This window comes from Dyella subtropica (assembly GCF_026283965.1).
In the GTDB taxonomy this organism is placed as follows: domain Bacteria; phylum Pseudomonadota; class Gammaproteobacteria; order Xanthomonadales; family Rhodanobacteraceae; genus Dyella_D; species Dyella_D subtropica.
On record NZ_JAPDPD010000011.1, the window covers coordinates 1 to 24,808 of the forward strand.

The window sequence follows — 24,808 nt, forward strand, 5'->3', positions numbered from 1 at the left end:
GTTGATCCACAGAGCGCGCCATGCGGCGATGCGCGGCTTGGCCTGACAGTCAGTCAGGCGCTGCGCCACGCCCCACCACCTGGCGCGCTCTGTGGATCAACGCGGGCTACGCGGAGACTTTGAACAGGCTCTTACGGCGGGGATGGGGTGGTTACCCGTTGCAGGCCACAGTCCTTCAGCACCACCGGCCAGGGGAACAACGGGCCGGGGTCGAGCTTGCGCGACACGTCCAGCGACGGGTCGTCGCTCGCCGGCATGCGGGCGATATCCAGATCCTCGTGGCCGGCGATGGCGCGCAGCTTGGGAAACTCGTTACGCAGATGCGCCAGCAGAGTCTGCAGGGCGGCGATCTGCGCGGCGGGGTAGGGCTCGGCCATGGTCTGGTGACGGGAATCCCACCAGTGCGGATACCGCCCCAGGTTCACCAGCTCGATGCCGATCGAGTGGGGGTTGTGGCCGCGCACATGGTTGGCTACGCGGGTGCCGGGCACGTAGCGGTAAATCGAGCCGTCGCGGTCGATGTAGTAGTGGCCGCAGTTGCCGGTGCCGCTCTCGTGCAGCACCCTTTCGCCGTACTCGCGGGCGGTGGCCAGGTCAGGCAGCTCGGTGCAATGGATCACCACCAATTCGATGGCGCTCGCAGGGCGCTCGGGCAGGCGCTCGACGTAGGGCAGGGGCTGATCGTGGATGGTCGGGGATGACATGCAGGCGAGTCTCGCATGCTGCCGGCTATCATGTGCACCCTTGCAGTACGCCTTTGGAGACCGCTATGCGCGGCCAGATCATTCTTTCCCACGGTTCGGATTCCGGCCCGGACGCCACCAAGGTCAGCGCGCTGGCCGCGCTTGCCGAATCGCTGGGCTGGTCCACGCAGCGGCCCGATTATCGCGAGGACGATAGCCACGGACATGCCGGTTCGGTGGCGCCACGCATTGCGCGCCTGCGCGCCGCCATAGGTGCGTTGGACGCCCCGCCAGTGTTGGTAGGGTCGAGCATGGGCGCTTTTGTGTCCGGGCTGGCTTCGTTGGAGCAGCCGGTGGCTGGGCTGTTTCTGCTGGCCACGCCGGCGGCGATTCCGGGCTACGAGGTCGCGTTCGATTTGCGCCTCGACGTACCCACCGTGTTGATCCACGGCTGGCGCGATGAGCTATGCCCGCTCGACGACATGTACGAGTTCGCCGGGCGCCGACAGCTGCCGCTGCTGATACTGGACGATGACCACCGACTCGGTGCGAGCGTGGATGCCATCTCGCGTCAGTTCCGCCTCTTTCTCGATCAACTGGCGGTGACCCCGTGAGCGCTTTCTTCGCCACCTGCCCCAAGGGCCTGGAATACCTGCTGCGCGACGAACTGGTCGCGCTGGGGGCATTGGACGTGCGCGAGGCATTGGCCGGCGTGCATTTCTCCGGCTCGGTGGAAACCGCCTACCGAGCCTGCCTGTGGTCGCGTCTGGCCAGCCGTGTGCTGTTGCCATTGGCGGAGTTCGACGCCGCCACGGACGACGCGCTCTACGCCGGTGTGCAAACCATCGACTGGTCGCAGCACTTGGCGGCGCATGCCACGCTCGCGGTGGATGCGGGCACCGCGCAAAGCAAGCTCACCCATAGCCAATTCATCGCGCAGCGCGTGAAAGACGCGGTGGTGGATCAGTTCCGCCAGCGCGATGGCTCGCGCCCCGGCGTGGATACGGAAGAGCCCGATGTGCGCATCAACCTGCGCCTGCGTCGCGACCGCGCCACGCTGTCGCTGGACCTGGCCGGTACGCCGCTGCATCGCCGCGGTTGGCGCGAGCTGCAAGGCGAAGCGCCGCTGAAGGAGAACCTCGCCGCGGCCATGTTGCTACGCGCGCGCTGGCCGGAGGTTTACGCCCAGGGTGGTGCGCTGCTCGATCCCATGTGCGGTTCCGGCACCTTGCTGATCGAAGGCGCGCTGATGGCGGCCGACGTAGCCCCCGGTATGCGCCGCGAGTACTTCGGTTTCCTGGGTTGGCAACAGCATGACATCGCTGTCTGGCGCGGGCTGTTGGAAGAGGCGCGCCAGCGCGCCGACACGGGCTTGCGTGCATTGCGCAGTTGTTTCTTCGGCAGCGATGCCGACTCTCGCATGGTGCAGACCGCCAAGCGCAACGCCCAAGAGGCAGGCGTCGCCGGGTTCTTCACCCTGGACAAGCACGACGCGCTGCATGTATCGCCACCACCCGGCGTCACGCACGGCCTGGTCATCACCAATCCACCTTATGGCGAACGCCTCGGCGAACGCGACGAGATGCCCAGGCTCTATCGCGCCCTCGGCGAAGCCCTGCGCGCTCGCTTTGCCGGCTGGCGCGCCGCCGTACTCGCGGGCGATGCCGAATTGGGGCGCGCCATGCCGCTGCGCGCCGAGAAGAAGTACGCGCTTTACAACGGCGCACTGGAAACCGTGTTGTTGGTGTTCGAGCTGCATGCCCGCGACGAAACTCCGCGCGAAGCCAAGCCGCTATCGGCCGGCGCGCAGATGCTCAAGAACCGGCTGGAAAAGAACGTCAAACACCTGCGCAAACGGCTGGAACGCGAGGGTATTCATTGCTGGCGCGCCTATGACCAAGACCTGCCCGAGTACGCGGCGGCCATCGACGTCTACGGCAATGCCGGCGGCGATGTCTGGCTGCACGTACAGGAATATCGCGCGCCGGTAGACGTTCCCGTCGAGACCGCGCGAGTACGCCTGCGTGAGATCGTGCGCGTGGCCGGTGAGGTGTTCAGTGTTTCGCGCGAGCGCATCGCGCTGAAGACCCGTGAGCGCGGCAAGGGCGGCTCCAAGTACGGGCAGTTCGACCAGCGCGGCGAATTCGTCGAGGTGGAAGAGGGCGGGCTCGATTTCCTGGTCAATCTCACCGACTACCTGGACACTGGCCTGTTCCTGGATCACCGGCTGGTGCGCGCCAGGTTGCGCGAGCTGGCCGAGGGGCGGCGCTTCCTGAACCTGTTCGCCTATACCGCCACGGCCAGCGTCTACGCCGCGGCAGGCGGCGCGCGCGATACCACCAGCGTGGATTTATCCGGCACTTATCTGGACTGGGCTTCGCGCAATCTCGCCCTGAACGGTTTCAGCGGTACGAAGCATCGGCTGATGCAGGCGGACGCGATGGAATTCCTGCAGCGCGATCGGGAACGCTACGGCCTGATCTATGTCGATCCGCCGACCTTTTCCAATTCCAAGCGCGCCGAGGATTTCGACGTGCAGCGCGACCACGTGCGCCTGCTGCAGGCTTGTGCTGGCCGGCTGACGGGTGACGGCATCATCGTGTTCTCCAACAATTTCCGCCGTTTCACCTTGGATCAGGCGGCGCTGGAACCGCACTTCCAGGTCGAGGATTGGAGCGCTGCCAGCATCCCATTCGACTTCGCCCGTCGAGCCGATATTCACGGTTGCTGGCTGTTGCGTCCGCATCCGCAAGAGTCACCCTGGGGCGAGAGTGTGAGTTACGTCCGAAACAAGATTAAACGATAGGAAACAGCCTCGTTTTGCTCAGTGCGGATTCAGCCCTTGGGCACGAGCATGGACACCGGCAGACAACGCTAGGTGGTTCTTTCGGAACAAGCCTGAAGTCGTTGTCGAGCCAACCTCTCGGAGATCTGAGTCATGAGCAAGTCGAAGCTTTCCACCGTCAAGCGTGTCGCGCTGGCGACGGCTGTGCTGCTGGGCTGCACGGCAGTCACGCCAGTCTTTGCCCGTGGCCACGTCAGCGTGGGCATCGGCGTCAATCTGCCAGGCGTGAGCGTTGGCTATAACGATGGCTACTATCGTCCGTACTACGGTCCGGCCTACTACCCGGCTCCGGTGTACTACCGCCCGGCACCGCGCGTGGTTTATTACGACGACCCGGTAGTGGTAGAGCGCCCGGTGTATGTGCGTCACGTGTATGAAGAGCGCGGCTACTACCGCGAAGGCTATCGTCACCACCATCATCACGACGATGACGGCGATTGATCGTTGCCGCCTTAGCAATGCAAAAAGAGCCCGGCTTGCGCCGGGCTCTTTGCTTTCATCGGGTGAGCGTTACGGCTTGGCCGTAGCCTTGGGACGGTGGTTGCCATAGCCCCGCTGGATGGCCTGCTTTTCCATCTGGTCGAACTGGTCCTTGTCGATCTTGCTGACCGACTGGATCGCGCACGGGGGCTGGTGCGGCAGCGATTGCACGGTCTCACCGGTTTCGCCGCAAATCGCTCCGAGGCCGGCGATCCGGTTGGACTCGTTGGCCTTGAAGAGCAGGCTCCGGCCTATGCCCAGGCGCGGGCATTCGGATTCGAGCTTGATCAGGTAGTAGTTCGGGCCGTTGCTTACGACCGTGGTGCGCGTGTCCACCACGTACCACGCATTGATGCGGTCCGGGCGCATGCAGTCGCTTACCGGGCGCAGTGGCTCGTGCGCCTCCGCCGGATTGTCGGCAGGGTTGTCGGCCTGTTTGTCGGCATGGGCCAGTCCACTGGCGGCAGCCATCGTAAGGACGAGTATGGCGGTGGCGGTTTTCATGAGATCACCTCTTCGGTTGATTGAAACTCCGTGGATTGCGCGCGCATTTGAGCGCGACCTGACCGGCGCTTGTCAAGCGCTGGCTACCCTTGGATCACGCAATGTGAACGGTACCTCCGGCAAGGTGGCGCGCATGCGGGCCCACCCACTCCAACCACGTCGACAAGACCCGATGGCCCAGGCACGTGGAAAGGATGTTGCCATGACCCTTCAGCGCACGGCGTCCCAGGCCGAAGGATTGGCGCACCGTTTCCGCCAGGTACGGGCTCGCAGCCTGGCCTTGTGTGCCGGCCTCACGGCCGAGGACATGATGGTGCAATCCATGCCCGACGCCAGCCCGGCGAAGTGGCACCTGGCGCATACCACTTGGTTCTTCGAGCAGTTCGTGCTGGGACGGGATCCGGCTTACCGGCCGCGCCATTCGGAATGGCACTACCTGTTCAACTCCTACTATCAGACGGTAGGCCCGATGCATGCGCGGCCACAGCGCGGTCTGCTGTCGCGCCCCAGTCTCGAAGAGGTGCTCGGCTATCGGCAGCACGTCGAAGCGGCCGTGCAGGAACGGCTGACGGATGACATCGAGCCTGCATTGGCTGGCATCGTCGAACTCGGTTTGCAACACGAGCAACAGCATCAGGAGCTGCTGCTTACCGACATCAAGCATGCGCTGTCGCTGAGTCCGCTGCGGCCGGCTTACGACGCAAGCATGGTCGCCGCCGAACCCGGCTCGCCGGTGCCGCTGGCGTTTTTCGCCGGCCGCGAAGGTATCGCGGATATCGGTCATGCTGGCGACGGCTTCGCGTTCGACAACGAAGGCCCACGCCACCGCACATGGCTGCAGCCGCATCTACTTGCCAACCGCCTGGTCACGAACGCGGAATATCGGATGTTCGTGCAGGACGGCGGGTATCGGGAGCCCTTGCTGTGGTTGTCCGACGGCTGGGCGACGGTGCAGACAGAAGGCTGGCAACGCCCCTTGTACTGGCAGGAGGATCTCTCCAGCGAGTTCACCCTGGGCGGCGTGCAGGCCGTGGATCCGGCGGCGCCGGTGGCCCATCTCAGCTACTACGAGGCCGATGCGTTCGCCCGCTGGGCCGGCGCGCGATTGCCGACCGAAGCCGAATGGGAGAGTGCCGCTGAATCGCTACCGGTGCGAGGCAACCTGCTGGACGAGCGACCGCAGCATCCACGGGCCGCGGCTGGCGAAGGCCTGCTGCAGATGTACGGCGACGTGTGGGAATGGACGGCCTCGCCTTATGTCAGCTATCCCGGCTTCCAACCGCTGCCAGGCGCGTTGGGCGAATACAACGGCAAGTTCATGTGCGGCCCATGGGTGTTGCGCGGTGGTTCCTGCGCAACGCCGCGCGATCACATCCGCGCCAGTTACCGCAATTTCTTTCCACCGCAGGCGCGCTGGCAGTTCGCCGGCTTGCGCCTTGCCCGCAACCGGTGAGAGCGAGCCGATGAGCCTGCAAACTCTTGAGGCGCGCGATGACAATCGTCGCCCACCCGCCAGCGAACTATTGGAAATAGTCCAACGTGGCTTGCGCGCAGAACCGAAGCAGCTGCCATCGTGGCTGTTCTACGACGAACGCGGCTCGCAGCTGTTCGAGCGCATCTGCGAGCAGCCGGAGTACTACCTCACCCGCGCCGAGATCGCCTTGATGGACACCCACGCCGCCGAGATAGCGGCGGTGCTCGGCCCTGACGTGCGTCTCGTCGAATACGGCAGCGGCAACGCCATCAAGACGCGGCTGCTGCTGGAACATTTAGCGTCACCGGTGTCCTACGTGCCGGTGGAAATCGCTTCCGCATCGTTGCAGGCGAGCGTGCAGCGTCTGGCCGCACAGTTTCCGACGCTACCACTGCAGCCGCTGCATACCGACTTCACCCGCGCGCTGCGCTTGCCCATTCCGCCTCGCGCGCCGCGCCGCACCATCCTTTATTTCCCTGGCTCCACCATCGGCAATTTCGAACAGCGGGATGCGGTCCAGCTGTTACGCAAAATGCGCGAAGAGATGGGAGACGCTGGCGGCATCCTGGTCGGGGCGGACTTGAAGAAGGACGCAGCGACGATCGAGGCCGCCTACAACGACCGCGCCGGTGTCACGGTCGACTTCACCCTCAACATGCTGACGCGGCTCAATCGCGAACTCGGCAGCGATTTCAAGCTCGATACTTTTCGTCATCGCGCGCACTACAACGTGCTGGCTGGTCGCATCGAGACGCACATCGTCAGCACGTGCGCGCAGAAGGTGCGGGTTGGCCGCATGCAGGCGAATTTTGCCGAAGGCGAGGCGATGCTGGTGGAGTACAGCTGCAAGTATTCGCCCAGCGATTTCAAGGCGCTGGCGGCCAAAGCCGGCCTTGAAGTCGCGCGCGTGTGGTTTGATCCGGATGTGCTTTTCAGCGTGCAGTATTTGGTTCGGAAGGGGCAGTCCAGCCTGTTGTAGGAGCGTACCTTGTGCGCGAAGGCCCCGCGTAAGCAGGGCAGGTGTTTGCTTCGCCATGCAAACCGGCAGTCCTGCCGGTTTGTCGCCCACAAGGTGCGCTCCTACAGAGGACCTAGTTCGGTCGACGCGCTCCCAGCGACACCAACACTTCCTGCGCGGTGCGTATCCGCTCGCTGGCGCCTGGCAGCTCCAGAATCACTCTGAGCTTGTCCTGGCCGTCGAGCTTGTACACGCGCGGCTGGCTCTGGATCAGGCGGATGATCGCCATCGGTTCCACTTCGGGTTTGTCGCGGAAGGTGATGCGGCCGCCGTTGGTGCCGAAGTCGAGTTTGCGGATGCCCAGCGGGGTAGCCATCAGTTTCAGGCCGGCGACGGCGAACAACTGTTTGGTGGGATCGGGCAACAGGCCGAAACGGTCGATCATTTCCACCTGCAGGTCGCGTAACGCATCGTCGTTGCGCGCGCTGGCGATGCGCTTGTACAGCGTCAGGCGTGTGTGCACGTCGGGCAGGTAATCGTCCGGAATCAGCGCGGGCAGGTGCAGTTCCACTTCGGTTTCGTGCTCGGAGCTGAGGTCGAAGTCCGGTACCTTGCCGGACTTGAGCGCACGCACCGCACGTTCCAGCAACTCGGTGTAGAGGCCGAAACCGATCTCCTGGATCTGGCCGGATTGCTCATCGCCCAGTAGCTCGCCAGCGCCGCGAATTTCCAGGTCGTGGGTAGCGAGCGTGAAGCCCGCGCCCAGCTCTTCCAGCGAGGCCAGCGCTTCCAGTCGCTTCTCCGCGTCGGCGGTCATCGCCTTGCGGTCGGGCACGACGAGGTAGGCATAGGCGCGATGGTGCGAGCGGCCCACGCGGCCACGCAGCTGATGCAGCTGCGCCAGGCCGAAGCGATCGGCGCGGTTGATGATGATGGTGTTGGCGGTCGGGATGTCGATGCCGGTTTCGATAATTGTGGTGCACACCAGCACGTTGAAGCGCTGACGGTGGAAATCCGCCATCACCTGTTCCAGCTCGCGTTCGGCCATCTGGCCGTGGGCGATGCCGATGCGCGCTTCGGGAATGAGTTCTTCCAGTTCGCGTGCACTGCGCTCGATGCTGTCCACTTCGTTGTGCAGGAAATACACCTGACCACCGCGCTGCAGCTCACGCTGGAACGCCTCGCGGATAGTGGCCGGATCCCAGGCGGCGATGAACGTGCGCACGGCCATGCGGTGCGCGGGTGGCGTGGCGATCAGCGACAGATCACGCAGGCCGCTCATCGCCATGTTGAGCGTGCGCGGGATCGGCGTAGCGGTCATGGTGAGCAGATCCACTTCCGCGCGCAGCTTCTTCAGCTGTTCTTTCTGGCGCACACCGAAGCGCTGTTCTTCGTCCACGATCACCAGGCCGAGTTGCTTGAACTTGATGTCCGGCTGCAGCAGCTTGTGCGTGCCGATAATCACGTCGATCTGGCCATCGGCAAGGCGCTTGAGCGCCTCATTCACTTCTTTGGTGGATTTGAAACGCGACAACACGTCCACGCGCACCGGCCAGTCAGCGAAACGATCGGCGAAGTTGCGGTAGTGCTGCTGAGCGAGCAGGGTGGTCGGTACCAGCACGGCGACCTGCTTGCCGGCCGTGGCGGCGGCGAACGCAGCGCGCAGCGCCACTTCGGTTTTGCCGAAACCCACGTCGCCGCAGATCACGCGATCCATCGCACGCGGCGCGGCGAGATCGCCCAGCACGGCGTCGATGGCCTGTTCCTGGTCGGGCGTTTCCTCGAACGGGAAGCTGGCGCCGAATTCTTCCACCAGCTGACGATCGATCAGCAACGATTCGCCGCCGCGCGCTTCGCGTTGGGCGTAGATCGCCAGCAATTCGGCGGCCACGTCGCGTACTTTTTCAGCAGCTTTTCTGCGCGCGCGTTCCCACGCATCACCGCCCAATGAATGCAGCGGCGCGAGCTCCGGCGCCGTGCCGGTGTAGCGGCTGACCAGGCCGAGCTGGGCCACCGGCACGTAGAGCTTGTCGCCCTTGGCGTATTCGATGGTGAGGAATTCGCCCTCCATGCCGCCCAGTTCCATCGACACCAGGCCCTGGTAGCGGCCCACGCCGTGATCGACGTGCACAATCGGCGCACCGATGGTGAGTTCGGTGAGGTCGCGGATGATGCTATCGGGATCGCGCGCCGCGCCGCGTCGGCGCTTGCGCTCGGTGCGCACGCGCTCGCCATACAGCTCGCGCTCGGTAAGCACGGTGATGGCCGGCTTGGTGAGCGCGAAGCCCTGTTCCAGTGCAGCGATGGTGATGGCGAACTTCAAGCCATCGGCGGTGCCGGCGAAATGTTGCCAGCCTTCGATGCTGTCCGGCTTCAATCCCGCAGCGGCCAGTGTTTCGATCAGCGCCTCGCGGCGTCCTGCCGAATCCGCCGCGATCAGCACGCGTCCCGGATAGCTGGTGATGAAATGCCGCAGCGACGTGCCCGGTTCTTCGCCCTTGCGATTGAGTGGCAGTTCCGGTGCCGGCTGCGTGCCTGCCGCGACGGCATGTTCGTGTCCGCTCTCCACCACTTCCACGCGCAAGCGCCGGTTGAGCTGTTCGCGCAGTTGCTCGGGCGGCAAATAAATCTCGGCCGGCGGCAGCACCGGGCGCTCGATGTCGTGGGCGCGCTGGTCGTAACGCTCGCCGGTCTGGCTCCAGAACTGATCGGCGGCGTCGAGCGCACCTTCGCCCAGCAGGAACACCGCGTTATCGGCGAGGTAGTCGAACAGCGTGGCAGTCTGCGCGAAGAACAGCGGCAGGTAGTACTCAATGCCGCCTGGCGTCACGCCTTCCTTCATGTCCTGGTAAAGCGGACAGCGGCGGATATCGATGGGAAAGCGTTCGCGCAGCTTGCCGCGGAAATCCTTGGCGGCTTCTTCGGTCAGCGGGAATTCGCGCCCGGGCAGCAGTTCGACGCGGTCCACCGGATGCTGAGAGCGCTGCGTTTCCGGATCGAAGCTGCGGATGGATTCGATCTCGTCGTCGAACAACTCGATGCGATACGGCTCGGCGGCGCCCATCGGGAAGATGTCGATCAGCGCGCCGCGCACGGCGAAATCGCCCGGCTCCGACACCTGAGGCACGTTGCGATAGCCGGCTGCTTCCAGCCGGCGCTGCTCGGCGGACATATCCAGCTTCTGACCCTTCCGCAGCATCAACCCGGCGCCGGTGATATGGCTGTGCGGCGCGATGCGCTGCATCAAGGTGGCGATGGGTACCACCAGCACGCCGCTCTGCGTGGTCGGCAGGCTGAACAGCGTGGCGATGCGCTGCGAGACGATGTCTGGGTGCGGACTGAAAATGTCGTACGGCAGGGTTTCCCAGTCCGGGAAATGCAGCACCGGCAGGCCCCCGGCGAAGATCCTCAGCTCATCTTCCAACGCATGCGCGCGCTGCGTGTCGCGCGTGACCGCTACCAGCAGGCCGTTGTGCGAGCGGGCGGCCTCGGCCACCAGCAGGGCGCGAGCCGAGCCGTGCGGGGGCGTCCAGTAGCGGCGCTGCTTGGGTGTGGTGGGGAGCGGCGGATGAGGAATGAGGCTGGGCATGTGGCGCTGCGTTCCGTGGCGCCGCCAGAGGGCCGCGCTGGTGAAAGCGGGCAAGTGTAACGCGACCGCCCCGGAAGACCGGGGCGGTGTTCACGCGATGGGTTCGAATCGTCGCTCTGTTGTAGGAGCCCACCCTGTGGGCGGCCGGTCGCCCACAGGGTGGGCTCCTACAGGCGCAGCGAGATCTGCGCGGTGCCCGGTTCGTCGGGTGCCAGGCGCCGGGTGAAGCCCAGCTCCTTGCACAACTTGAGCATCGGACGGTTTTCCTGCAGCACGTAGCCCCAGATTTCCGACAAGCCGCGCCGACGGCAATCGTCGACCAGACGCTGCAGCAGCAGGGCGCCGAGGCCAAGGCGGGTCCAGTCCTGTTCCACCAGCACCGAGAACTCGGCGCTATCGGCGGCCTCGTCCACGTAGATACGGCCCACACCACGCATCTCGGCCGGCCGCTCGGACTCGTCCATCAGCACATAGGCGGTTTCGATCTGTGGGTCGAGACGGCACAGGCGCTGGGCCATCGGAGCGGGCAGCTCGGACATGGCGTGCAGGAAACGGCGGCGGATGTCCTCCGGGGACAGGCGCGTAAAGCAGCGCTGCAGCGCTGCGACATCACCGGGCTCGATGCCGCGCAGGCGCAGTTCGCGTCTGTCGCGGGTCGTCACCTGCTCGCCCTTGGCAGGCGAGGTAGCCGGCGTCAGGTGAGGCCGGGCAAACCGCTCGGTACTGCGCGGGGGCAGCAGGCGCCTGGAGGCGCTGGCGATTTCGGAGAGAGAGGTCATGAGCATGTCCATACTTTACCGTACTGTGTGCGGTGCAGCATGAATGAATGCGTATGAATCTGAGTGAATACTGCGTCCTTGCGGCGCAGTCATGGGTATTCATGTTGCGTCCCGGCATGGCTATGGGGCAGACAGCCCGGGGCCTGGCCTTCAGAATGCTCCCCCGGGTCTGTGCCCGGCGTCGGCAAGGAGTGAATGCGGTGGGCAAATCAGTTAAAGGCATGCCAGCTAAAGGCATGACCGCGAAGCAGCTGGAAGCGCTTTGCGGCCGCTGGCCCGGGGTAACCCGCGATATCAAGTGGGGTGCCGATCTGGTGTTCAGTGTCGGCGGCAAGATGTTCGTGGTGACGCCTTCGGACGGCTCGGAAGGTGGGCGACTGTCCTTCAAGGCGGCGGACGAACGCTTCCTGGAACTCACCGATCAACCCGGCATCATCGCGGCACCGTATCTGGCGCGAGCGCGCTGGATCTCGGTGATCGAGCCGCAGCGTTTCGACACGCGCGAACTGGAGGCTCTTATCCGCGACGCCTATACGCTGGTGCGCGCCAAGCTCACCAAGAAATTGCAGGCCGAGCTGGCACCGTTGCCGCCTGCCTGATGATCCCAGCGGAGAAAGCATGAAACAGCATATCGGTGGCCTCGCCCTGATTGTGGCCGACTACGACGATGCGATCGCCTGGTACACCCGCGTGCTCGGCTTCGAGCTGCTGGAAGACACCCAGCTCGATGCGGACAAACGCTGGGTGTTGCTGGCGCCGCCTGGTTCGCAGGAGACGCGTTTGCTGCTGGCGAAGGCTTCAACGTCGGAACAGTTGGCCAGCGTGGGCCACCAGGCCGGCGGCCGCGTGTTCCTGTTCCTGCACACCGATGACTTCTGGCGTGACTACCAGCGCATGAAAGCCGCGGGTGCCGTGTTCTGCGAAGAGCCGCGCGAAGAGGCGTACGGCACCGTGGTGGTGTTCCAGGATCTGTACGGCAACAAGTGGGATCTGCTGCAGCGCAAGTGACCTCAGCGAATGCCGACGCCCAGGCCTACGCCGAAATGCACGTTGTTCTTGCCGCCGTTCATCTCGCTGGCCGTCCACACGTGCGATTGACCAACGCCGACCAGCGGGAACACATAGTTGGCCTCGCCGACCTTGCCAGCGCGATTGCCGGTAAGGCGGCCGGTGAGGGTCATCAGCGCGCCGGCGGGATAATCCAGCGGTTCAACGTAACCCGGCATCACCGCGATGAAGCGGCCGATGCCGCTGTCGTTGGCCTTTGGACGTTGCGAGCCATCCAGCGGATAAGCCAATACTTCGATCTCGCTGCGGTCGGTCAGATTGCGCACGGCGACGATACGGCCGCCCCAGAGCACATCGGCATTGGTGTAACGCTCAGGCGCTTCCGCCACGTTGAACGGCGCGGCGGCGATGGTGCCGGTGGCCTTGTAGATGGGCGCTGGTGCGCAAGCGGCCAGCCATAGCAGCGAAGCGGGCAGCGCCGCGCGAAAGAGTGATTTGGCTAGGTGGGCGCGCATGATCGATCTCCATTCGCTTTATCTAGGAACGATGCGTAGAGCTTAGCCTCCGCCGCCGGCATGCGATAGCGCTCCTACCTAGGTCAGCCACCTGTCGAATCTTCCAGCAGCCAGTCGAGATGCCAGGTGGCGGGGCGTTCCTTCGACAGTAGGCGGCTCAGGGCGCGCAGCGGTTCGCGAAGGGCATCATCCAACTTCCACGGCGCGTTGAGGATGACCATGCCCGAGCCGTTGAGGCGCAGCGGGGAGTCGTCCGGATGCACCAACAGCTCTGCACGAAGCACGCGACGCGCACCGCAGCGTTGCGTCCAGCGCAGGAACGGCTGCACCTGACTGCGCTGCTTGATCGGATACCACACGGCGTACATACCGGTCGGCCAGCGCTGCAGGGCAGCCTTCAATGCCTGTTCGATCACGCGATACTCCGCCTCTTGTGCTTCGTAGGGTGGATCGATCAGCACCAGCCCGCGCTTCTCCTTCGGTGGCAGCAGGGCTTTCAACGCCTCATAGCCATTGCGCTCATGCACATGCACACGATGATCGAGACGAAACAGCTCGCGCAGCCGTGTCGCTTCCTCGGGATGCAATTCGCATAGCTGCGCGCTGTCTTCCGCGCGCATGGCGTTGGCAACTTGCAGAGGGGAGCCTGGATAGAGCTTCAGTCCGTCCTCATTGCCGGGCAGATCGAGGATCGCATCCAGCCAGCGCCGCAGTAGCGGCGGCAGGCTGCCGGCGTTAGAGGTGTCGGTCTTATGCAGGTCAGGGAACAGCAACCGCACGATGCCATCCTTGTACTCGCCGGTCTTGCCGGCCTCATGACTGTCCAGCGCGTAGCAGCCGCTGCCAGCATGAGTGTCGATCACGCAGAACGGCGTCGGCTTGGCTCGCAGCGCCTCGATCAGCGCGAGCAGTACGGTGTGCTTGAGGACATCGGCGAAGTTGCCGGCGTGGTAGGCGTGGCGATAGTTCATGGCGGCATCACCGGCAGGGCAGGCGATTATAGGCGTTGGAGGCTCCCATAGATGTTGGAGGCTCCAAACAGGCTCCTGCCGCATGGAGCCTGCTCAAGAGTTGAGCGATGCTGCCGCGGTTGGCTATGCTCGCCGCATGTCCCGCCGTTTCCTCCCACACCTGCGTCGCTGTCGCCTGCCGTTTGCGCTGGCGCTGTGTGCGTGGCTGATGCTGGTGAGCATGGCCTGGGCTCAGAGCGGTTGCTGCGATGACATGCCTGGCGCTGGCAGCGCGATGACCATGGATGGCCACATGGGCGGCCATGCCGGCGCGCACGATATGGATCATCACGCCAGTCATCCCGCGGGCCACACGGCGAGCGACTGCACCTGCACGCATGCGCCAGCGACGCTACCCACTGTGGCAGCACTCGGCCTGCCGTCGACCTTGCCCAGTACGGATGGGCTGGCCCAGCCAGACAACGACACGCCACAACCGGCGAGCAAACCTCCCTTGCGGCCTCCGGCCGCCTGATCTCCGCAGCGCTTCGACCGGCATCGCCGGTTGTTTCCCCATGCCTGCACAGCGGGCACATGCATGACGGAGTAAATCCATGAATACGCAGGACCCACGCGGCATGCTTTTGCCGCGACGGCGTTTCGTACAAGGACTGGCATTGGGTGGCGTGGCCGCCGGGCTGGGCTTGTGGCGCGGCAACGCTTTCGCTCAGTCGGTGACGGCCATGCCTCGCGCCGAACTGAGCGGCGATCATTTCGAGCTGGAGATCGGCGAGTTGCCGGTCGACTACACCGGGCGCAAGCGCATCGCCACCGTGGTCAACGGCCAGTTGCCGGCACCGTTGCTGCGCTGGCGCCAGGGCGACACGGTGACTTTACGTGTGCGCAATCGCTTGGCCGTGACCAGCTCCATCCATTGGCACGGCATCATCCTGCCGGCAGATATGGACGGTGTGCCGGGTGTGAGTTTCAAAGGCATTCCGCCGGGTGGCGAATACCTCTACCGCTTCACCGTGAACCAGGCCGGCACCTATTGGTATCACAGCCATTCGCGCTTCCAGGAACAGACGGGGCTGTACGGCCCCATCGTGATCGAGCCACGCGATGGTGAGCGGCACCCCACGCAGCGCGACTACACCATTCTGTTGAGCGAGTGGACGGATACCGATCCCGAGCGGATCTACGCCAACCTCAAGAAGCAAGGCGACTATTACAACCTAGGTAAGCAAACCGCGAGCGATTTTCTGCGCGATGCACGCCACCAAGGCTTGTCACAGGCGCTGGCCGAGCGGCGCATGTGGCAACAGATGCGCATGAACCCCACCGACCTGGCGGACGTCTCCGCCATGGCCTACACCTATCTTGCCAACGGGCACGCACCAGCCGGTAACTGGACCGGCCTGTTCAACGCTGGCGAAAAAGTGCGGCTGCGTTTCATCAATGGCGCATCGATGACTTTCTTCGACGTACGCATTCCCGGATTGAAAATGACCGTGGTGGCCGCCGATGGGCAGCCGGTGGAGCCGGTCACCGTGGATGAGTTCCGCATCGGCACCGCCGAAACCTACGATGTGATCGTGGAGCCTTCCGCCGATCGCGCCTGGACCATCTTCGCGCAGAGCATGGACCGCACCGGTTACGCGCGCGCCACGCTCGCTCCACGCGCGGGCATGGCGGCCGACGTGCCGCCGCTCGATCCGCGTGCCTTGCTGAGCATGGGAGACATGATGGGCTCGATGTCGCATGGCGGCATGGATCATGAGGGTATGAGCCACGACATGGCTGGCATGGACCCCATGGCGATGGGGCATGCCATGTCCGCACCCATGCAGCCGCTCAAGACCAGCGTGGAAGTGGACATGCGCGTGCCGCAACCGCGCACCAACCTCGACGACCCCGGCGTCGGCCTGCGCAACACTGGCAGGCGCGCGCTGACCTACGCCGACCTGCATGCCGTTGATGCGCCGATTTCCCCACGCGTGGATCGCGAACTCACCCTGCGCCTCACTGGCAACATGGAACGTTACCTCTGGTCCTTCGACGGTACGCGCTTCTCCAACGCCGAACCGCTGCGCCTGAAGTACGGCGAGCATGTGCGCATCACCCTGGTGAACGACACCATGATGACGCACCCCGTTCACCTGCACGGCATGTGGAGTGAGCTGGAGAATCCGCAGGGCGAGTTCCAAGTACGCAAGCACACCCTCGTCGTGCAGCCCGCGCAGCAAGTCAGCTATCGGGTAAGCGCGGATGCCATCGGCCGCTGGGCCTACCACTGCCATCTGCTCTACCACATGGAGGCGGGCATGTTCCGCGAGGTGGTGGTGGCATGAGCAAGTTGAGCATGGGGATCACGGCCCTGTGGCTGGCGCTTCCAGGGCTGGTGGCCGCGCAGGATTCGATGACCGGACACGAGCATCACCATTCCGATACGCCGCCGGCCAAGCAAGCCAGGTCGGTATCGCATGAACCTATGCAGCATGGCGACATGGACGCGATGCCCGGCATGGGGCAGGCGGCGCAGGCCACAGAGTCGTCACCGGCAGATCACGCCGGCCACGACATGGTGAAGATGGACACCCAAACCCTGCCCCCGAACAACCACATCTCCCCACCGCCGCCACAGACGCAACTCGGCGACATGTCCCCGCAACACATGGTCGAGATGATGCAGATGAATGATCTCGCCAACCGTGGCATGTGGCTGTTCGATCGGCTCGAACGCACGCGCAGTATCCGCGGCGACTACGCCACGGCATGGCAAGCCGAAGGCTGGTGGGGTAGCGATATCAACCGCGTGTGGCTGCGCACCGAAGGCGAGCGAACCAACGAAGGCACCCATGACGCTCGCGTCGAGGTGCTATGGGGCCACGCCTGGAGTACGTTCTGGGACTGGCAGCTCGGCGTTCGCCACGATTTCGGCCAGGGGCCGAACCGCCAATGGTTGGCTGCGGGTGTGCAAGGGCTGGCGCCGTACTGGTTCAAAACCGAAGCGACGTTCTACGCCGGTTCGCAAGGCAGAACCGCCTTGCGCCTCGAAGCAAGCTACGACCTGCGATTCACCCAGCGCCTGATTCTGGCGCCGGAGCTGGAGCTGAATTTCTACGGCAAGGACGATCCGCGCCGTGGCGTTCGTTCCGGCTTGTCGGACATGGAGGCCGGTGTGCGACTGCGCTACGAGTTCAGCCGTCGCTTCGCGCCGTATATCGGCGTGAACTGGACGCGTCGTTTCGCAGATCGTGAACGTTTGGGGGGCGAGCCTGCCCGCGATACCGCATGGCTCGTCGGCGTACGACTTTGGTTCTGAGGAAAGGTCATGAAAACGATCGTTGTCTTGCTATGTGTTGTGCTGCTGGCCGCGGCGGCCGCCGCGGCCTTTGTTACCTCGGGCGTCTATGACATCGGCGCCGATCAGCCGCACTGGCGGCTTACCGAGAAAATAGTGGCAACCTTGCGCGACCGTTCCATCGCGCATCAGTCTGCAGGTATCACCGTGCCCAACCTAGACGACCCGGAGCGCATCCACCGCGGAGCGCGCCGTTACGCCGAGATGTGCGCGGCCTGCCATCTCACGCCGGGGATGCGCAGCACGGAACTGCGCGAAGGGCTGTATCCGCAGCCGCCCGATCTTTCGCGCCGTGGCTTGGACGATCCGGCCGAGGCGTTCTGGGTCATCAAGCACGGCATCAAGATGAGCGCGATGCCGGCGTGGGGGCGCAGTCATGACGATGCGGCGATCTGGGAGATGGTGGCGTTCGAGCGGAAGCTGCCGACGATGGATGAGGCGGCGTTTGAGGCAATGGCGGGGATGCCTGGGAACGATGGTCATGGGGGTGGGCATGGGATGCATCATCATGACGAGGATGAGCATGAGCATCCGGCGAGTTCGTCGTCTGCGCCCGAAGGTGATTCGGATCACGAGCACTGAGTGCCGCTATTTGCTCCCTCTCCCCCGGTTACCGATTTGTGCACGGGGGGGGAGGGGCGGGTGCTCGCGGGAACGTCTCTCTCGTTATGCCAGCGACTGGTAGAAGGTGACGGCAGCTAGATAGCTTTCTGCCTGAATTGCCATCCTTGTCACACATTCCCATGTCTTCAGGCACATGGCGCCCCATCAGATGCACTTGTCAGCGTGAAACCTATTGCATCTAATTGCTGCGGCCCTTAGGAGGGCTTTCATGCCGACGGCAGAGCGGCCGATCTCTGCCCACCATGCAACAGGAGGGTTGTCATGCAGAACGCTGAAGCCTCGACCGCCGTAGAGGCGATTGCACGTCCTTTCGCACACCTCGTTGGCGTCCAGATGGAGATGGCACGCGATAAGAACGATGGCCAGTTTTACACCTGGGGCTCCCGCGACCAGACCTGGGGTGATCTTTTCGATCATGACAGTTGATCGTCGCCGCGTTTGACATCTGAGACTTCGCCCCGGTGGGGCGATGCCGAATCCGCTCTGAATGATCAGGGCGGATTTTTGTTATGAGGGAGCGGAAGATGAAGCATGCTGACGTTCTGATTTTGGCGCCACCGGATGACCCGCATGCGGGAGCCATACATTGGGCCTTGCAACATCATGGTGTCGAAGCGCACTGGTCGCCATCCCTGCGTATAGCGTCCGATGCGGCATACGGCGTTTGGTGTGACAACGAAGGCGCGTGTCTGGAAGGTCCATGCGATGGACAGAAAGGTTGGCGCTCGATCTGGCACAGGCGCCCCCGATTGCCAGAAGCCGGACCTTGCATGGAGCAGGACAGAAGCTTCCTGGCCATGCAATGGAAGCGATTCCAGAAGAATATCTTTCAGCAGGCCGATGGCTTGACCGGAGCGCTATGGGTTAATCGCCCGGATGCGGCTGAGCAGGCCGAAAACAAATTGCTGCAGCTGCAAACGGCTAGAGAGCTCGCGTTGACCATTCCCGAAACGGTGTTCACCAACCGGGCCGAGGACGTGCGCAAGATGGTGCGTCGATTTGGTCGGGTGATTTTCAAATCGTTCTACCCGCACAGCTGGCAGAACCCGGAAACAGGTGAAGCGATTGGTGCCGGCGTGGCTTTGCTGGACGAGAGTTCGCCTCTGCCCGAGGCATCGATCGCGATGTGTCCGGGCATCTATCAGCGCTACATCGACAAGGCATTCGATATTCGCCTTACCGTGATCGGCGAGCATTATTTTGCGGTAAAGCTGAGCAAAGGCGGCAACGAGGCCTTTCTCGATTGGCGGCCTTATTCGGAGGACGAGCAGTTGCGGTATGAGCCGTTCGAACTGCCGCATGCCTTGGAGCAGAAGTTGCGCGCTTTCATGCGGCAGATGGGCCTGGTCTTCGGTTGTATCGATCTGGTGATCGATCGCGACGGCAACGCGGTGTTCCTTGAAGTCAATCAGGCTGGGCAGTTTTTGTTCGTCGAGAGGTGCTTGCCGTCCTTGCCCTTGCTACGCGCCATGACGGCGATGCTTCTTTCCGGCCGCCCCGACTACCGCCTGGATGAGTGTGAACCAGTGCGCTTCAAGGATTTCCTTGAATCCGATGCGTTCATTCGGATGGATACTGCCGCGAGGCGCAAGGCGGAAGCGGAGGCTTCGGACTTGCTTTCGGTGGAGTCCTAGGGATGCTCGAATCGAGCAGTGAACAAAGCTCCCTCTCCCCTTCGGGGAGAGGGTTGGGGTGAGGGGTGGGTGCTCGCGACAGCGCTTCAAATTTCGTCATTCCGGCGAAGGCCGGAATCTAGTGGCGTAGTGCTTCGATTGTCGCGTTTACTTGCTCTGGCTCGCCTGCGGCGGGCTTCCGTCCTCCTGCCGGAGGCCGGGTCACTTCTCTTTGTTTGGTCAAAGAGAAGTAACCAAGAGAAAGACCACCCCGGTTACGCGCCCTCCGGCTTCGCCTGCGGGTCCGTGAGGTCTGGCCGGGCTTTTCGACACGACATCCCTGTCGTGTCGAAAAGGCATGGGCATCCGTGCCCATGCCCCTGCGGGCCTTATCGTCCAGCCCTCACCGCTGCACAGGGGTCCTAAGAGCAACAGCAAAAGCGCAAAACAAAAGCGCGGGTAAAACCCGCGCTTTTGTTGTTGCTGTGTCGCAAGGTGCTTATCAGTACGCCACAGTAATCCGCTGATTCAACGCATCATGTTTCTCGATGCGATCAAGCAGGGCGATGGCGTAGTCGGCGATGGAGATTTTGCTGTTGCCTTCGGCATCGGTCAGCAGTTGGTCGCCGCCGACGCGGTATGTGCCGGTGCGCTCGCCGGGCTGGATCATGGCCGCGGGGCTGATATAGGTCCACTCCACCGGAGCTTTGCTGGCGCGAAACACGTCGAGCGCCTTGCCCTGCGCTTCGGCTTGCGGCTTCCATTCGGCGGGGAAGTGCGGGTCGTCGATGACGCGCTTGCCGGGGGCGACTTCGAGGGAGCCGGCGCCGCCGACCCACAGCAGACGCTTCACGCCGGCCTTCGAGATGTTGTCGAGCAGTACGCCGGCGTTGGCGGGCACGCTATCGAGATTGCCATCGCGGTTGGCGGAGAGGCTGGCGGCAACGGCGTCGGTGCCGCGCACGGCGTCGATCCAGGTGCTGGGGTTGGCGACGTCGCCGGTCACGACTTTGAGCTTGGCGTTGCTCTGCGGGAGGCGGGACGGGTCGCGCACGACGGCGACAACGTCATAGCCGCGCGACAGTGCCTCGTCGAGGATGCCCTGGCCGATGTGGCCGGTAGCGCCGAACAGTGCGATTTTCATGAGCGATCTCCAGAGGAAAGGGCAGGGGGGAATAGGTTGGTACGGTGCACAGCTTGCGCTGCTTTATTGGTTCGATAAACGTGCCAATGAATAATTCACTGTAAAGTTGTACTTTACAGTGAAAAGCCCGGCGGAAAACGCCCGTGAACGCAGAAGTCAATCTCAATCGCCTGACCGTATTCGTCGCGCTGGTGCGCGCCGGCTCCTTTACCGCGGCGGCCGAGCAGCTCGGCCTGACCAAAGCCATGGTCAGCCAGCATCTGGCGAAGCTCGAACAGGAACTCGGCGTGACGCTGCTGATGCGCAGCACGCGCCGCATGTCGCTCACCGAGGCGGGTGCCACCTTCCATGCCGACTGCGTGCGCATCCTGGCCGACGCTGAAGCGGCGATCGAGCGGGTAGGGGCGAGTCACGACACGCCAACCGGCACGCTGCGACTCACTACGTCGCACGACTATGGCATCAACGTGGTCGCGCCGATGCTGGCCAGTTTCATGCGCCTGCATCCGGCATTACAGGTGGATCTGGTGCTCAGCGATCAGATCAGCGACCTCATTGCCGAACGTTTCGACCTCGCCATTCGCATGGGCTGGCTGCGCGATTCCAGTCTGCGTGCCACTCGCCTGGGCGGGTTCCGGCAGCTGATGGTGGCCACCCCGGCCTACCTTGCGGAGCACGGCACGCCACGCCGCCCGGAAGATCTCGCCACCCATGGTTTGATCGCCATGTCGGCGTTGATCTCGCCCTTGCGCTGGACCTTCACCAGCCACCGTGGCGCCCGTCGCACCGTGCGCATGCGTCAGGCGGCGCTGGCCAACAATGCCACCGCCGTACGCGGTCTGGTGCTCGCCTCGGCGGGCATGGCGGTGTTGCCAGATTATTTGGTGGAGGAGGACATCCGCGCCGGTCGGCTGGTGGCCTTGCTGGCGCAGTATCGGCTGCCCGAAGGTGGCATCTACGCGGTCTATCCGGGGCGAAAACCACCGGCGAAGGTACGCGCGTTTATCGAACACCTTGGCAATCGGGCGTGAGAAATAAGGAGTGAGGGAGCCCAGCTCTACTCACTTCTCACTTCTCTTCACTCACTTCTAGCGCTTCAGTCCACCACGCTATGACTCTCCGCCGTGCCGAGCAGCTCGGTTTGCGTGGGTTCCCGTTGCTTGCGATTGAGCAACGGGTGCACGAACACCGCGGCCAGGATCACCGCGACGCCGATATAGAACTTTCCATTCAATTCATGCTGTTCGCCCAGCATCAGGATCGCCAGCAGAATGGCGTAGACCGGCTCCAGATTGGTCACCATCTGCGTGCCGAACGCGCTCATATGCCGCAAGGCGACCAGTGCCAGTGCGAACGGCAGCAGTGTGCAACCGAACGACAGCAGCAACAGCAGCGATGCGTCGTGCAAATTCGGAATCACGAAAGCTGGGCCAGTGTGGGGTAACAAAGGAGCGAGCAGGGTGAGAAAGGCGGCGCCGGTGCCGAGCTCGATGCACGTGACGGTGAGCGGATCGGCATGCTCCACGAAGCGCTTGTTGAGCGAGCCGAACACCGCAACCAGCAATGCGGATACGGTGCCCACGGCGATGCCCATGCGCATATCGGCGGGCACGCCGCCCACCACCATCACCACGCCCGGTACCACGGCAACGCCGATCAACAGCTCGCGCGGATCGAACTTGCGCCGCGCGATCCACGGTTCCACCAGCGCAAGAAACACTGGGCCGAGTGCAATGCAGGTGGCCGCTACGGAAGCATTGGCGAGCTTGATCGCGGCATAGAAAGTGAGCCAGTGCAGCGACACCAGCGCGCCAATGCCCGCATAGGCCCAGCGCAGGCGTGCCGACATGGCCTTCAGGTCGCGCCACACCTTGGGCACGAGTAGCAAAGCCATCGATACCAACAGCATGCGCCACCACACCAACGGCAAGGCCGGCAGCGTGATCAGCTTGCCGAGGATGGCGGTGAAGCCCCATAGCAGAACGCAGAAATGAATCTGCAGGCGGGCCTTGGCGACGGCTTGCATGGGGTACGTTCGCGTGGAGGTGGCTCGGCATTCTAACTGGGCCGATGCTCCCGCGGAGCCCCATGTAGGAGCGCACCCTGTGCGCGAAGGCTCCGCGAAGCGGGAGCCTGTTTTGTTGTGCACTGGATAAGGCGCGGCCCTTGCGAGCCGTTTTACTCGGGCCATCCCTGGCCCTCGCCCTGCGGGCGGCTTACGCCGTGCAAACCGGCAGTCCTGCCGTTTTGTCGCGCACAGGGTGCGCTCCTACAAATACGGGACATCACCTCACAGAGCCAACGCCCCCGCCTATGGCATGCTTGTCGCCTCACTGAGGGACTAGAGCCGATGCCGCGTGAACACAGCATGGGGGGCGGGCGCGCCGGCCGCCGCGGAGCCGTTGAGGCCGAGCCTAAGCAGAGTCTGCGCGAGCGTTTCGTAGCCCTGCGCAACCTGCCGCCGTTTCTGCGTGGCATCTGGCAGACCAGTCCCTTTATGAGCATCGCCACCGTCGTGCTGCGGCTGCTGCGCGCGCTATTGCCGGTGGCGACGCTCTATGTCGGCAAGTTGATCATCGACGAGGCGATCCACCTCATTCGCACCGGCGGCAACCATGCCGACCTGTCGGCCTGGCTGGACAGCGGGGAGCTGCACCGTTTGTGGTGGCTGCTGGCGCTGGAATTCGCGCTGGCAGCGGGCTCGGACATCCTGGGCCGCATCGTCTCGCTGATCGACTCCCTGCTGTCGGAGCTCTACGCCAACACCACCAGCGTGCAGCTGATGGAACATGCCGCTTCGCTGGATCTGGAGGATTTCGAAGACGCCGACCTGCAGGATCGACTCGACCGCGCGCGCCGCCAGGTGGCTGGGCGCAGTTCGCTGCTGTCGCAGCTGCTGGGGCAGGCGCAGGACGTGGTCACCATCATCAGCTTCGCCGTGGGGCTGATGGTGTACGCGCCGTGGCTGATCGTGCTGTTGCTGATCGCGCTGGTGCCGGTGTTCGTCGGCGAACTGCATTTCAATGCGCAGAGCTACGCGGTGAATTACCAGTGGACGCCGGAGCGCCGCGAACTGGATTACCTGCGCATGATCGGCGCCAGCGCAACCACCGCGAAGGAAGTGAAGAGCTTCAGCCTCAATCGCTTCCTTATCGATCGCTACCGTGTGCTATCGCAGTCGATCTATCAGGCCAACCGCCGCATCGCCATACGCCGCGCTGGGTGGGGCGGGCTCTTCACCACCATCGGCACCATCGGTTACTACGCCGCCTACGCGATCATCGCGTTCCGCACCGTGCAGGGCCATTTCAGCATTGGCGACCTGACCTTTCTGTCGGCTTCGTTCCGCCGCCTGCGCACCTTGCTTGAAGGATTGCTGGTGGGCTTCTCGCAAGTAGCAGGGCAGGCGTTGTATCTCAATGATTTGTTCTCATTCTTCCTGATCAAGCCGGAGATCTTCACGCCCGAACACCCACGCCCCTTTCCGAATCCGATCCGCGAGGGCTTCGTGTTCGAGAACGTGGGGTTTCGCTATCCGGATGGGGAGCGCTGGGCGGTACGGCATCTGAATTTCCACCTGCGTGCCGGTGAGGTTCTGGCTCTGGTCGGAGAGAACGGTGCCGGCAAGACCACCCTGGTCAAGCTGCTGTCGCGGCTCTATGACCCGGACGAGGGGCGCATTCTGCTCGACGGTCATCCCTTGGCCGAATACGACCTGCAGGAGCTGCGCGCGAACATCGGCGTGATCTTCCAGGACTTTGTGCGCTACTACCTGAGCGCAGCGGACAACATCGCTGTCGGTCGCATCGACGAGCGCGGCGATCAAACGCGCATCGAAGCGTCGGCGCGCCGGAGCATGGCCAACGAAGTCATCAAGCGCCTGCCCAAGGGCTACCAGCAAATGCTCGGCAAACTGTTCAAGGGCGGTGTGGATCTATCCGGCGGCGAGTGGCAAAAGATCGCCATCGCACGCGCCTATATGCGTGACGCGCCGTTGTTGATCCTCGACGAGCCGACCGCGGCGCTGGACGCGCGTTCGGAGTTCGAGGTGTTCCAACGCTTCAAGGAGCTGTCCCATGGCAAGACGGCCGTGATCATTTCGCATCGCTTCTCCACGGTGCGCATGGCCGATCGCATCATCGTGCTCGACGATGGGCGGATCGAGGAGATCGGCAGCCACGCGGAGTTGATTGATGCGGCTGGGCACTATGCGGAGTTGTTTGAGTTGCAGGCGGCTGGGTATCGCTGAGGGATGCGGGACACGTAGGGGAGGGGGTA

The 24,808-nt window shown here is 63.7% G+C and carries 23 protein-coding genes; 15 read left to right on the plus strand and 8 right to left on the minus strand.

All coding sequences use genetic code 11. The features are described 5' to 3' along the window. Positions 1 to 131: 131 nt before the first annotated feature. Positions 132 to 704, minus strand: coding sequence for an N-acetylmuramoyl-L-alanine amidase (locus OUZ45_RS10875; protein ID WP_266170084.1), 573 nt, complete (start codon positions 702 to 704; stop codon positions 132 to 134). 65 nt (positions 705 to 769) lie between these two features. On the opposite strand from OUZ45_RS10875, the gene OUZ45_RS10880 reads away from it, so the two are divergent. From OUZ45_RS10880 to OUZ45_RS10890, 3 genes are all read left to right on the plus strand, one after another. After that, entirely contained in the window at positions 770 to 1,297 is a 528-nt protein-coding gene (locus OUZ45_RS10880; RefSeq protein ID WP_266170085.1) for an alpha/beta hydrolase, read from the plus strand. Further along, positions 1,294 to 3,489 carry a bifunctional 23S rRNA (guanine(2069)-N(7))-methyltransferase RlmK/23S rRNA (guanine(2445)-N(2))-methyltransferase RlmL gene (rlmKL, locus tag OUZ45_RS10885; protein WP_266170086.1) on the plus strand — a complete coding sequence of 732 codons (2,196 nt, stop codon included), beginning with the start codon at positions 1,294 to 1,296 and terminating at the stop codon, positions 3,487 to 3,489. Before OUZ45_RS10880 ends, rlmKL begins: the two co-directional genes overlap by 4 nt. Positions 3,490 to 3,621: 132 nt before the next feature. After that, entirely contained in the window at positions 3,622 to 3,969 is a 348-nt protein-coding gene (locus tag OUZ45_RS10890; protein WP_266170088.1) for a hypothetical protein, read from the plus strand. 69 nt (positions 3,970 to 4,038) lie between these two features. On the opposite strand, the gene OUZ45_RS10895 is transcribed toward OUZ45_RS10890, so the two are convergent. Further along, positions 4,039 to 4,512 carry a DUF6491 family protein gene (locus tag OUZ45_RS10895; RefSeq protein ID WP_266170089.1) on the minus strand — a complete coding sequence of 158 codons (474 nt, stop codon included), beginning with the start codon at positions 4,510 to 4,512 and terminating at the stop codon, positions 4,039 to 4,041. Positions 4,513 to 4,714: 202 nt separating this feature from the next. Between OUZ45_RS10895 and egtB the strand changes: the two genes are divergently transcribed. Then, positions 4,715 to 5,965: an ergothioneine biosynthesis protein EgtB gene (egtB, locus tag OUZ45_RS10900; protein ID WP_266170091.1), complete on the plus strand. Its 1,251-nt coding sequence runs from the start codon at positions 4,715 to 4,717 to the stop codon at positions 5,963 to 5,965. Between the two features lie 10 nt (positions 5,966 to 5,975). Continuing rightward, positions 5,976 to 6,965 carry an L-histidine N(alpha)-methyltransferase gene (gene egtD / locus OUZ45_RS10905; RefSeq protein ID WP_266170092.1) on the plus strand — a complete coding sequence of 330 codons (990 nt, stop codon included), beginning with the start codon at positions 5,976 to 5,978 and terminating at the stop codon, positions 6,963 to 6,965. A 112-nt stretch (positions 6,966 to 7,077) separates the two neighbouring features. Here egtD and mfd read toward each other — a convergent pair whose 3' ends face one another. Then, the gene (gene mfd, locus OUZ45_RS10910; RefSeq protein WP_266170093.1) at positions 7,078 to 10,533 is read right to left on the minus strand and encodes a transcription-repair coupling factor; all 3,456 of its coding nucleotides are present in this window, start codon (positions 10,531 to 10,533) and stop codon (positions 7,078 to 7,080) included. Between the two features lie 167 nt (positions 10,534 to 10,700). After that, complete coding sequence (locus OUZ45_RS10915) at positions 10,701 to 11,312, minus strand: GNAT family N-acetyltransferase (protein ID WP_266170094.1); 612 nt, start codon at positions 11,310 to 11,312, stop codon at positions 10,701 to 10,703. A 236-nt stretch (positions 11,313 to 11,548) separates the two neighbouring features. Between OUZ45_RS10915 and OUZ45_RS10920 the strand changes: the two genes are divergently transcribed. Both OUZ45_RS10920 and OUZ45_RS10925 read left to right on the plus strand, forming a co-directional pair. Continuing rightward, entirely contained in the window at positions 11,549 to 11,911 is a 363-nt protein-coding gene (locus tag OUZ45_RS10920) for an MmcQ/YjbR family DNA-binding protein (RefSeq protein ID WP_266170095.1), read from the plus strand. A 19-nt stretch (positions 11,912 to 11,930) separates the two neighbouring features. Beyond that, on the plus strand, positions 11,931 to 12,320 hold the full coding sequence (locus tag OUZ45_RS10925; RefSeq protein WP_266170096.1) for a VOC family protein: 390 nt from the start codon (positions 11,931 to 11,933) through the stop codon (positions 12,318 to 12,320). 2 nt (positions 12,321 to 12,322) lie between these two features. Here OUZ45_RS10925 and OUZ45_RS10930 read toward each other — a convergent pair whose 3' ends face one another. Both OUZ45_RS10930 and OUZ45_RS10935 read right to left on the minus strand, forming a co-directional pair. Then, a complete protein-coding gene (locus tag OUZ45_RS10930; RefSeq protein WP_266170097.1) occupies positions 12,323 to 12,835 on the minus strand; it encodes a Slp family lipoprotein in 513 nt (170 codons plus the stop codon). An 83-nt stretch (positions 12,836 to 12,918) separates the two neighbouring features. Beyond that, positions 12,919 to 13,806, minus strand: coding sequence for a 23S rRNA (adenine(2030)-N(6))-methyltransferase RlmJ (locus OUZ45_RS10935; RefSeq protein WP_266170098.1), 888 nt, complete (start codon positions 13,804 to 13,806; stop codon positions 12,919 to 12,921). Between the two features lie 136 nt (positions 13,807 to 13,942). On the opposite strand from OUZ45_RS10935, the gene OUZ45_RS10940 reads away from it, so the two are divergent. The 6 genes from OUZ45_RS10940 (at position 13,943) to OUZ45_RS10965 (ending at position 19,407) form a co-directional block, all read left to right on the plus strand. Then, on the plus strand, positions 13,943 to 14,320 hold the full coding sequence (locus tag OUZ45_RS10940; protein WP_266170099.1) for a hypothetical protein: 378 nt from the start codon (positions 13,943 to 13,945) through the stop codon (positions 14,318 to 14,320). Positions 14,321 to 14,399: 79 nt separating this feature from the next. Beyond that, positions 14,400 to 16,136, plus strand: a complete 1,737-nt coding sequence (locus OUZ45_RS10945; RefSeq protein ID WP_323137547.1) for a copper resistance system multicopper oxidase — start codon at positions 14,400 to 14,402, stop codon at positions 16,134 to 16,136. Then, the gene (locus OUZ45_RS10950; RefSeq protein WP_266170100.1) at positions 16,133 to 17,110 is read left to right on the plus strand and encodes a copper resistance protein B; all 978 of its coding nucleotides are present in this window, start codon (positions 16,133 to 16,135) and stop codon (positions 17,108 to 17,110) included. Before OUZ45_RS10945 ends, OUZ45_RS10950 begins: the two co-directional genes overlap by 4 nt. Before the next feature lie 9 nt (positions 17,111 to 17,119). Next, complete coding sequence (locus OUZ45_RS10955; protein ID WP_266170101.1) at positions 17,120 to 17,731, plus strand: c-type cytochrome; 612 nt, start codon at positions 17,120 to 17,122, stop codon at positions 17,729 to 17,731. 303 nt (positions 17,732 to 18,034) lie between these two features. Further along, on the plus strand, positions 18,035 to 18,199 hold the full coding sequence (locus OUZ45_RS10960; RefSeq protein WP_266170102.1) for a hypothetical protein: 165 nt from the start codon (positions 18,035 to 18,037) through the stop codon (positions 18,197 to 18,199). Between the two features lie 344 nt (positions 18,200 to 18,543). Continuing rightward, positions 18,544 to 19,407: an ATP-grasp domain-containing protein gene (locus OUZ45_RS10965; RefSeq protein WP_266170103.1), complete on the plus strand. Its 864-nt coding sequence runs from the start codon at positions 18,544 to 18,546 to the stop codon at positions 19,405 to 19,407. Positions 19,408 to 19,888: 481 nt separating this feature from the next. Here the strand turns inward: OUZ45_RS10965 and OUZ45_RS10970 are convergent, their stop codons facing one another. After that, a complete protein-coding gene (locus tag OUZ45_RS10970; protein WP_266170104.1) occupies positions 19,889 to 20,530 on the minus strand; it encodes an NAD(P)-dependent oxidoreductase in 642 nt (213 codons plus the stop codon). A 143-nt stretch (positions 20,531 to 20,673) separates the two neighbouring features. On the opposite strand from OUZ45_RS10970, the gene OUZ45_RS10975 reads away from it, so the two are divergent. Beyond that, entirely contained in the window at positions 20,674 to 21,561 is an 888-nt protein-coding gene (locus OUZ45_RS10975) for a LysR family transcriptional regulator (protein WP_266170106.1), read from the plus strand. A gap of 65 nt (positions 21,562 to 21,626) precedes the next feature. Here the strand turns inward: OUZ45_RS10975 and OUZ45_RS10980 are convergent, their stop codons facing one another. Beyond that, positions 21,627 to 22,556, minus strand: coding sequence for a DMT family transporter (locus OUZ45_RS10980; RefSeq protein WP_266170107.1), 930 nt, complete (start codon positions 22,554 to 22,556; stop codon positions 21,627 to 21,629). A 342-nt stretch (positions 22,557 to 22,898) separates the two neighbouring features. Between OUZ45_RS10980 and OUZ45_RS10985 the strand changes: the two genes are divergently transcribed. Then, entirely contained in the window at positions 22,899 to 24,779 is a 1,881-nt protein-coding gene (locus OUZ45_RS10985) for an ABC transporter ATP-binding protein (RefSeq protein ID WP_266170254.1), read from the plus strand. Positions 24,780 to 24,808 lie beyond the last annotated feature (29 nt).

Excerpts from the sequence above, each read along its gene's own strand:
- OUZ45_RS10875 (WP_266170084.1), bottom strand. The coding sequence starts at position 704 with ATGTCATCCCCGACCATCCACGATCAGCCCCTGCCCTACGTCGAGCGC.
- OUZ45_RS10880 (WP_266170085.1), top strand. The coding sequence starts at position 770 with ATGCGCGGCCAGATCATTCTTTCCCACGGTTCGGATTCCGGCCCGGAC.
- OUZ45_RS10890 (WP_266170088.1), top strand. The coding sequence starts at position 3,622 with ATGAGCAAGTCGAAGCTTTCCACCGTCAAGCGTGTCGCGCTGGCGACG.
- OUZ45_RS10895 (WP_266170089.1), bottom strand. The coding sequence starts at position 4,512 with ATGAAAACCGCCACCGCCATACTCGTCCTTACGATGGCTGCCGCCAGT.
- egtB (WP_266170091.1), top strand. The coding sequence starts at position 4,715 with ATGACCCTTCAGCGCACGGCGTCCCAGGCCGAAGGATTGGCGCACCGT.
- egtD (WP_266170092.1), top strand. The coding sequence starts at position 5,976 with ATGAGCCTGCAAACTCTTGAGGCGCGCGATGACAATCGTCGCCCACCC.
- mfd (WP_266170093.1), bottom strand. The coding sequence starts at position 10,533 with ATGCCCAGCCTCATTCCTCATCCGCCGCTCCCCACCACACCCAAGCAG.
- OUZ45_RS10915 (WP_266170094.1), bottom strand. The coding sequence starts at position 11,312 with ATGACCTCTCTCTCCGAAATCGCCAGCGCCTCCAGGCGCCTGCTGCCC.
- OUZ45_RS10920 (WP_266170095.1), top strand. The coding sequence starts at position 11,549 with ATGACCGCGAAGCAGCTGGAAGCGCTTTGCGGCCGCTGGCCCGGGGTA.
- OUZ45_RS10925 (WP_266170096.1), top strand. The coding sequence starts at position 11,931 with ATGAAACAGCATATCGGTGGCCTCGCCCTGATTGTGGCCGACTACGAC.
- OUZ45_RS10930 (WP_266170097.1), bottom strand. The coding sequence starts at position 12,835 with ATGCGCGCCCACCTAGCCAAATCACTCTTTCGCGCGGCGCTGCCCGCT.
- OUZ45_RS10935 (WP_266170098.1), bottom strand. The coding sequence starts at position 13,806 with ATGAACTATCGCCACGCCTACCACGCCGGCAACTTCGCCGATGTCCTC.
- OUZ45_RS10940 (WP_266170099.1), top strand. The coding sequence starts at position 13,943 with ATGTCCCGCCGTTTCCTCCCACACCTGCGTCGCTGTCGCCTGCCGTTT.
- OUZ45_RS10945 (WP_323137547.1), top strand. The coding sequence starts at position 14,400 with ATGAATACGCAGGACCCACGCGGCATGCTTTTGCCGCGACGGCGTTTC.
- OUZ45_RS10950 (WP_266170100.1), top strand. The coding sequence starts at position 16,133 with ATGAGCAAGTTGAGCATGGGGATCACGGCCCTGTGGCTGGCGCTTCCA.
- OUZ45_RS10955 (WP_266170101.1), top strand. The coding sequence starts at position 17,120 with ATGAAAACGATCGTTGTCTTGCTATGTGTTGTGCTGCTGGCCGCGGCG.
- OUZ45_RS10960 (WP_266170102.1), top strand. The coding sequence starts at position 18,035 with ATGCAGAACGCTGAAGCCTCGACCGCCGTAGAGGCGATTGCACGTCCT.
- OUZ45_RS10965 (WP_266170103.1), top strand. The coding sequence starts at position 18,544 with ATGGAGCAGGACAGAAGCTTCCTGGCCATGCAATGGAAGCGATTCCAG.
- OUZ45_RS10970 (WP_266170104.1), bottom strand. The coding sequence starts at position 20,530 with ATGAAAATCGCACTGTTCGGCGCTACCGGCCACATCGGCCAGGGCATC.
- OUZ45_RS10980 (WP_266170107.1), bottom strand. The coding sequence starts at position 22,556 with ATGCAAGCCGTCGCCAAGGCCCGCCTGCAGATTCATTTCTGCGTTCTG.
- OUZ45_RS10985 (WP_266170254.1), top strand. The coding sequence starts at position 22,899 with ATGGGGGGCGGGCGCGCCGGCCGCCGCGGAGCCGTTGAGGCCGAGCCT.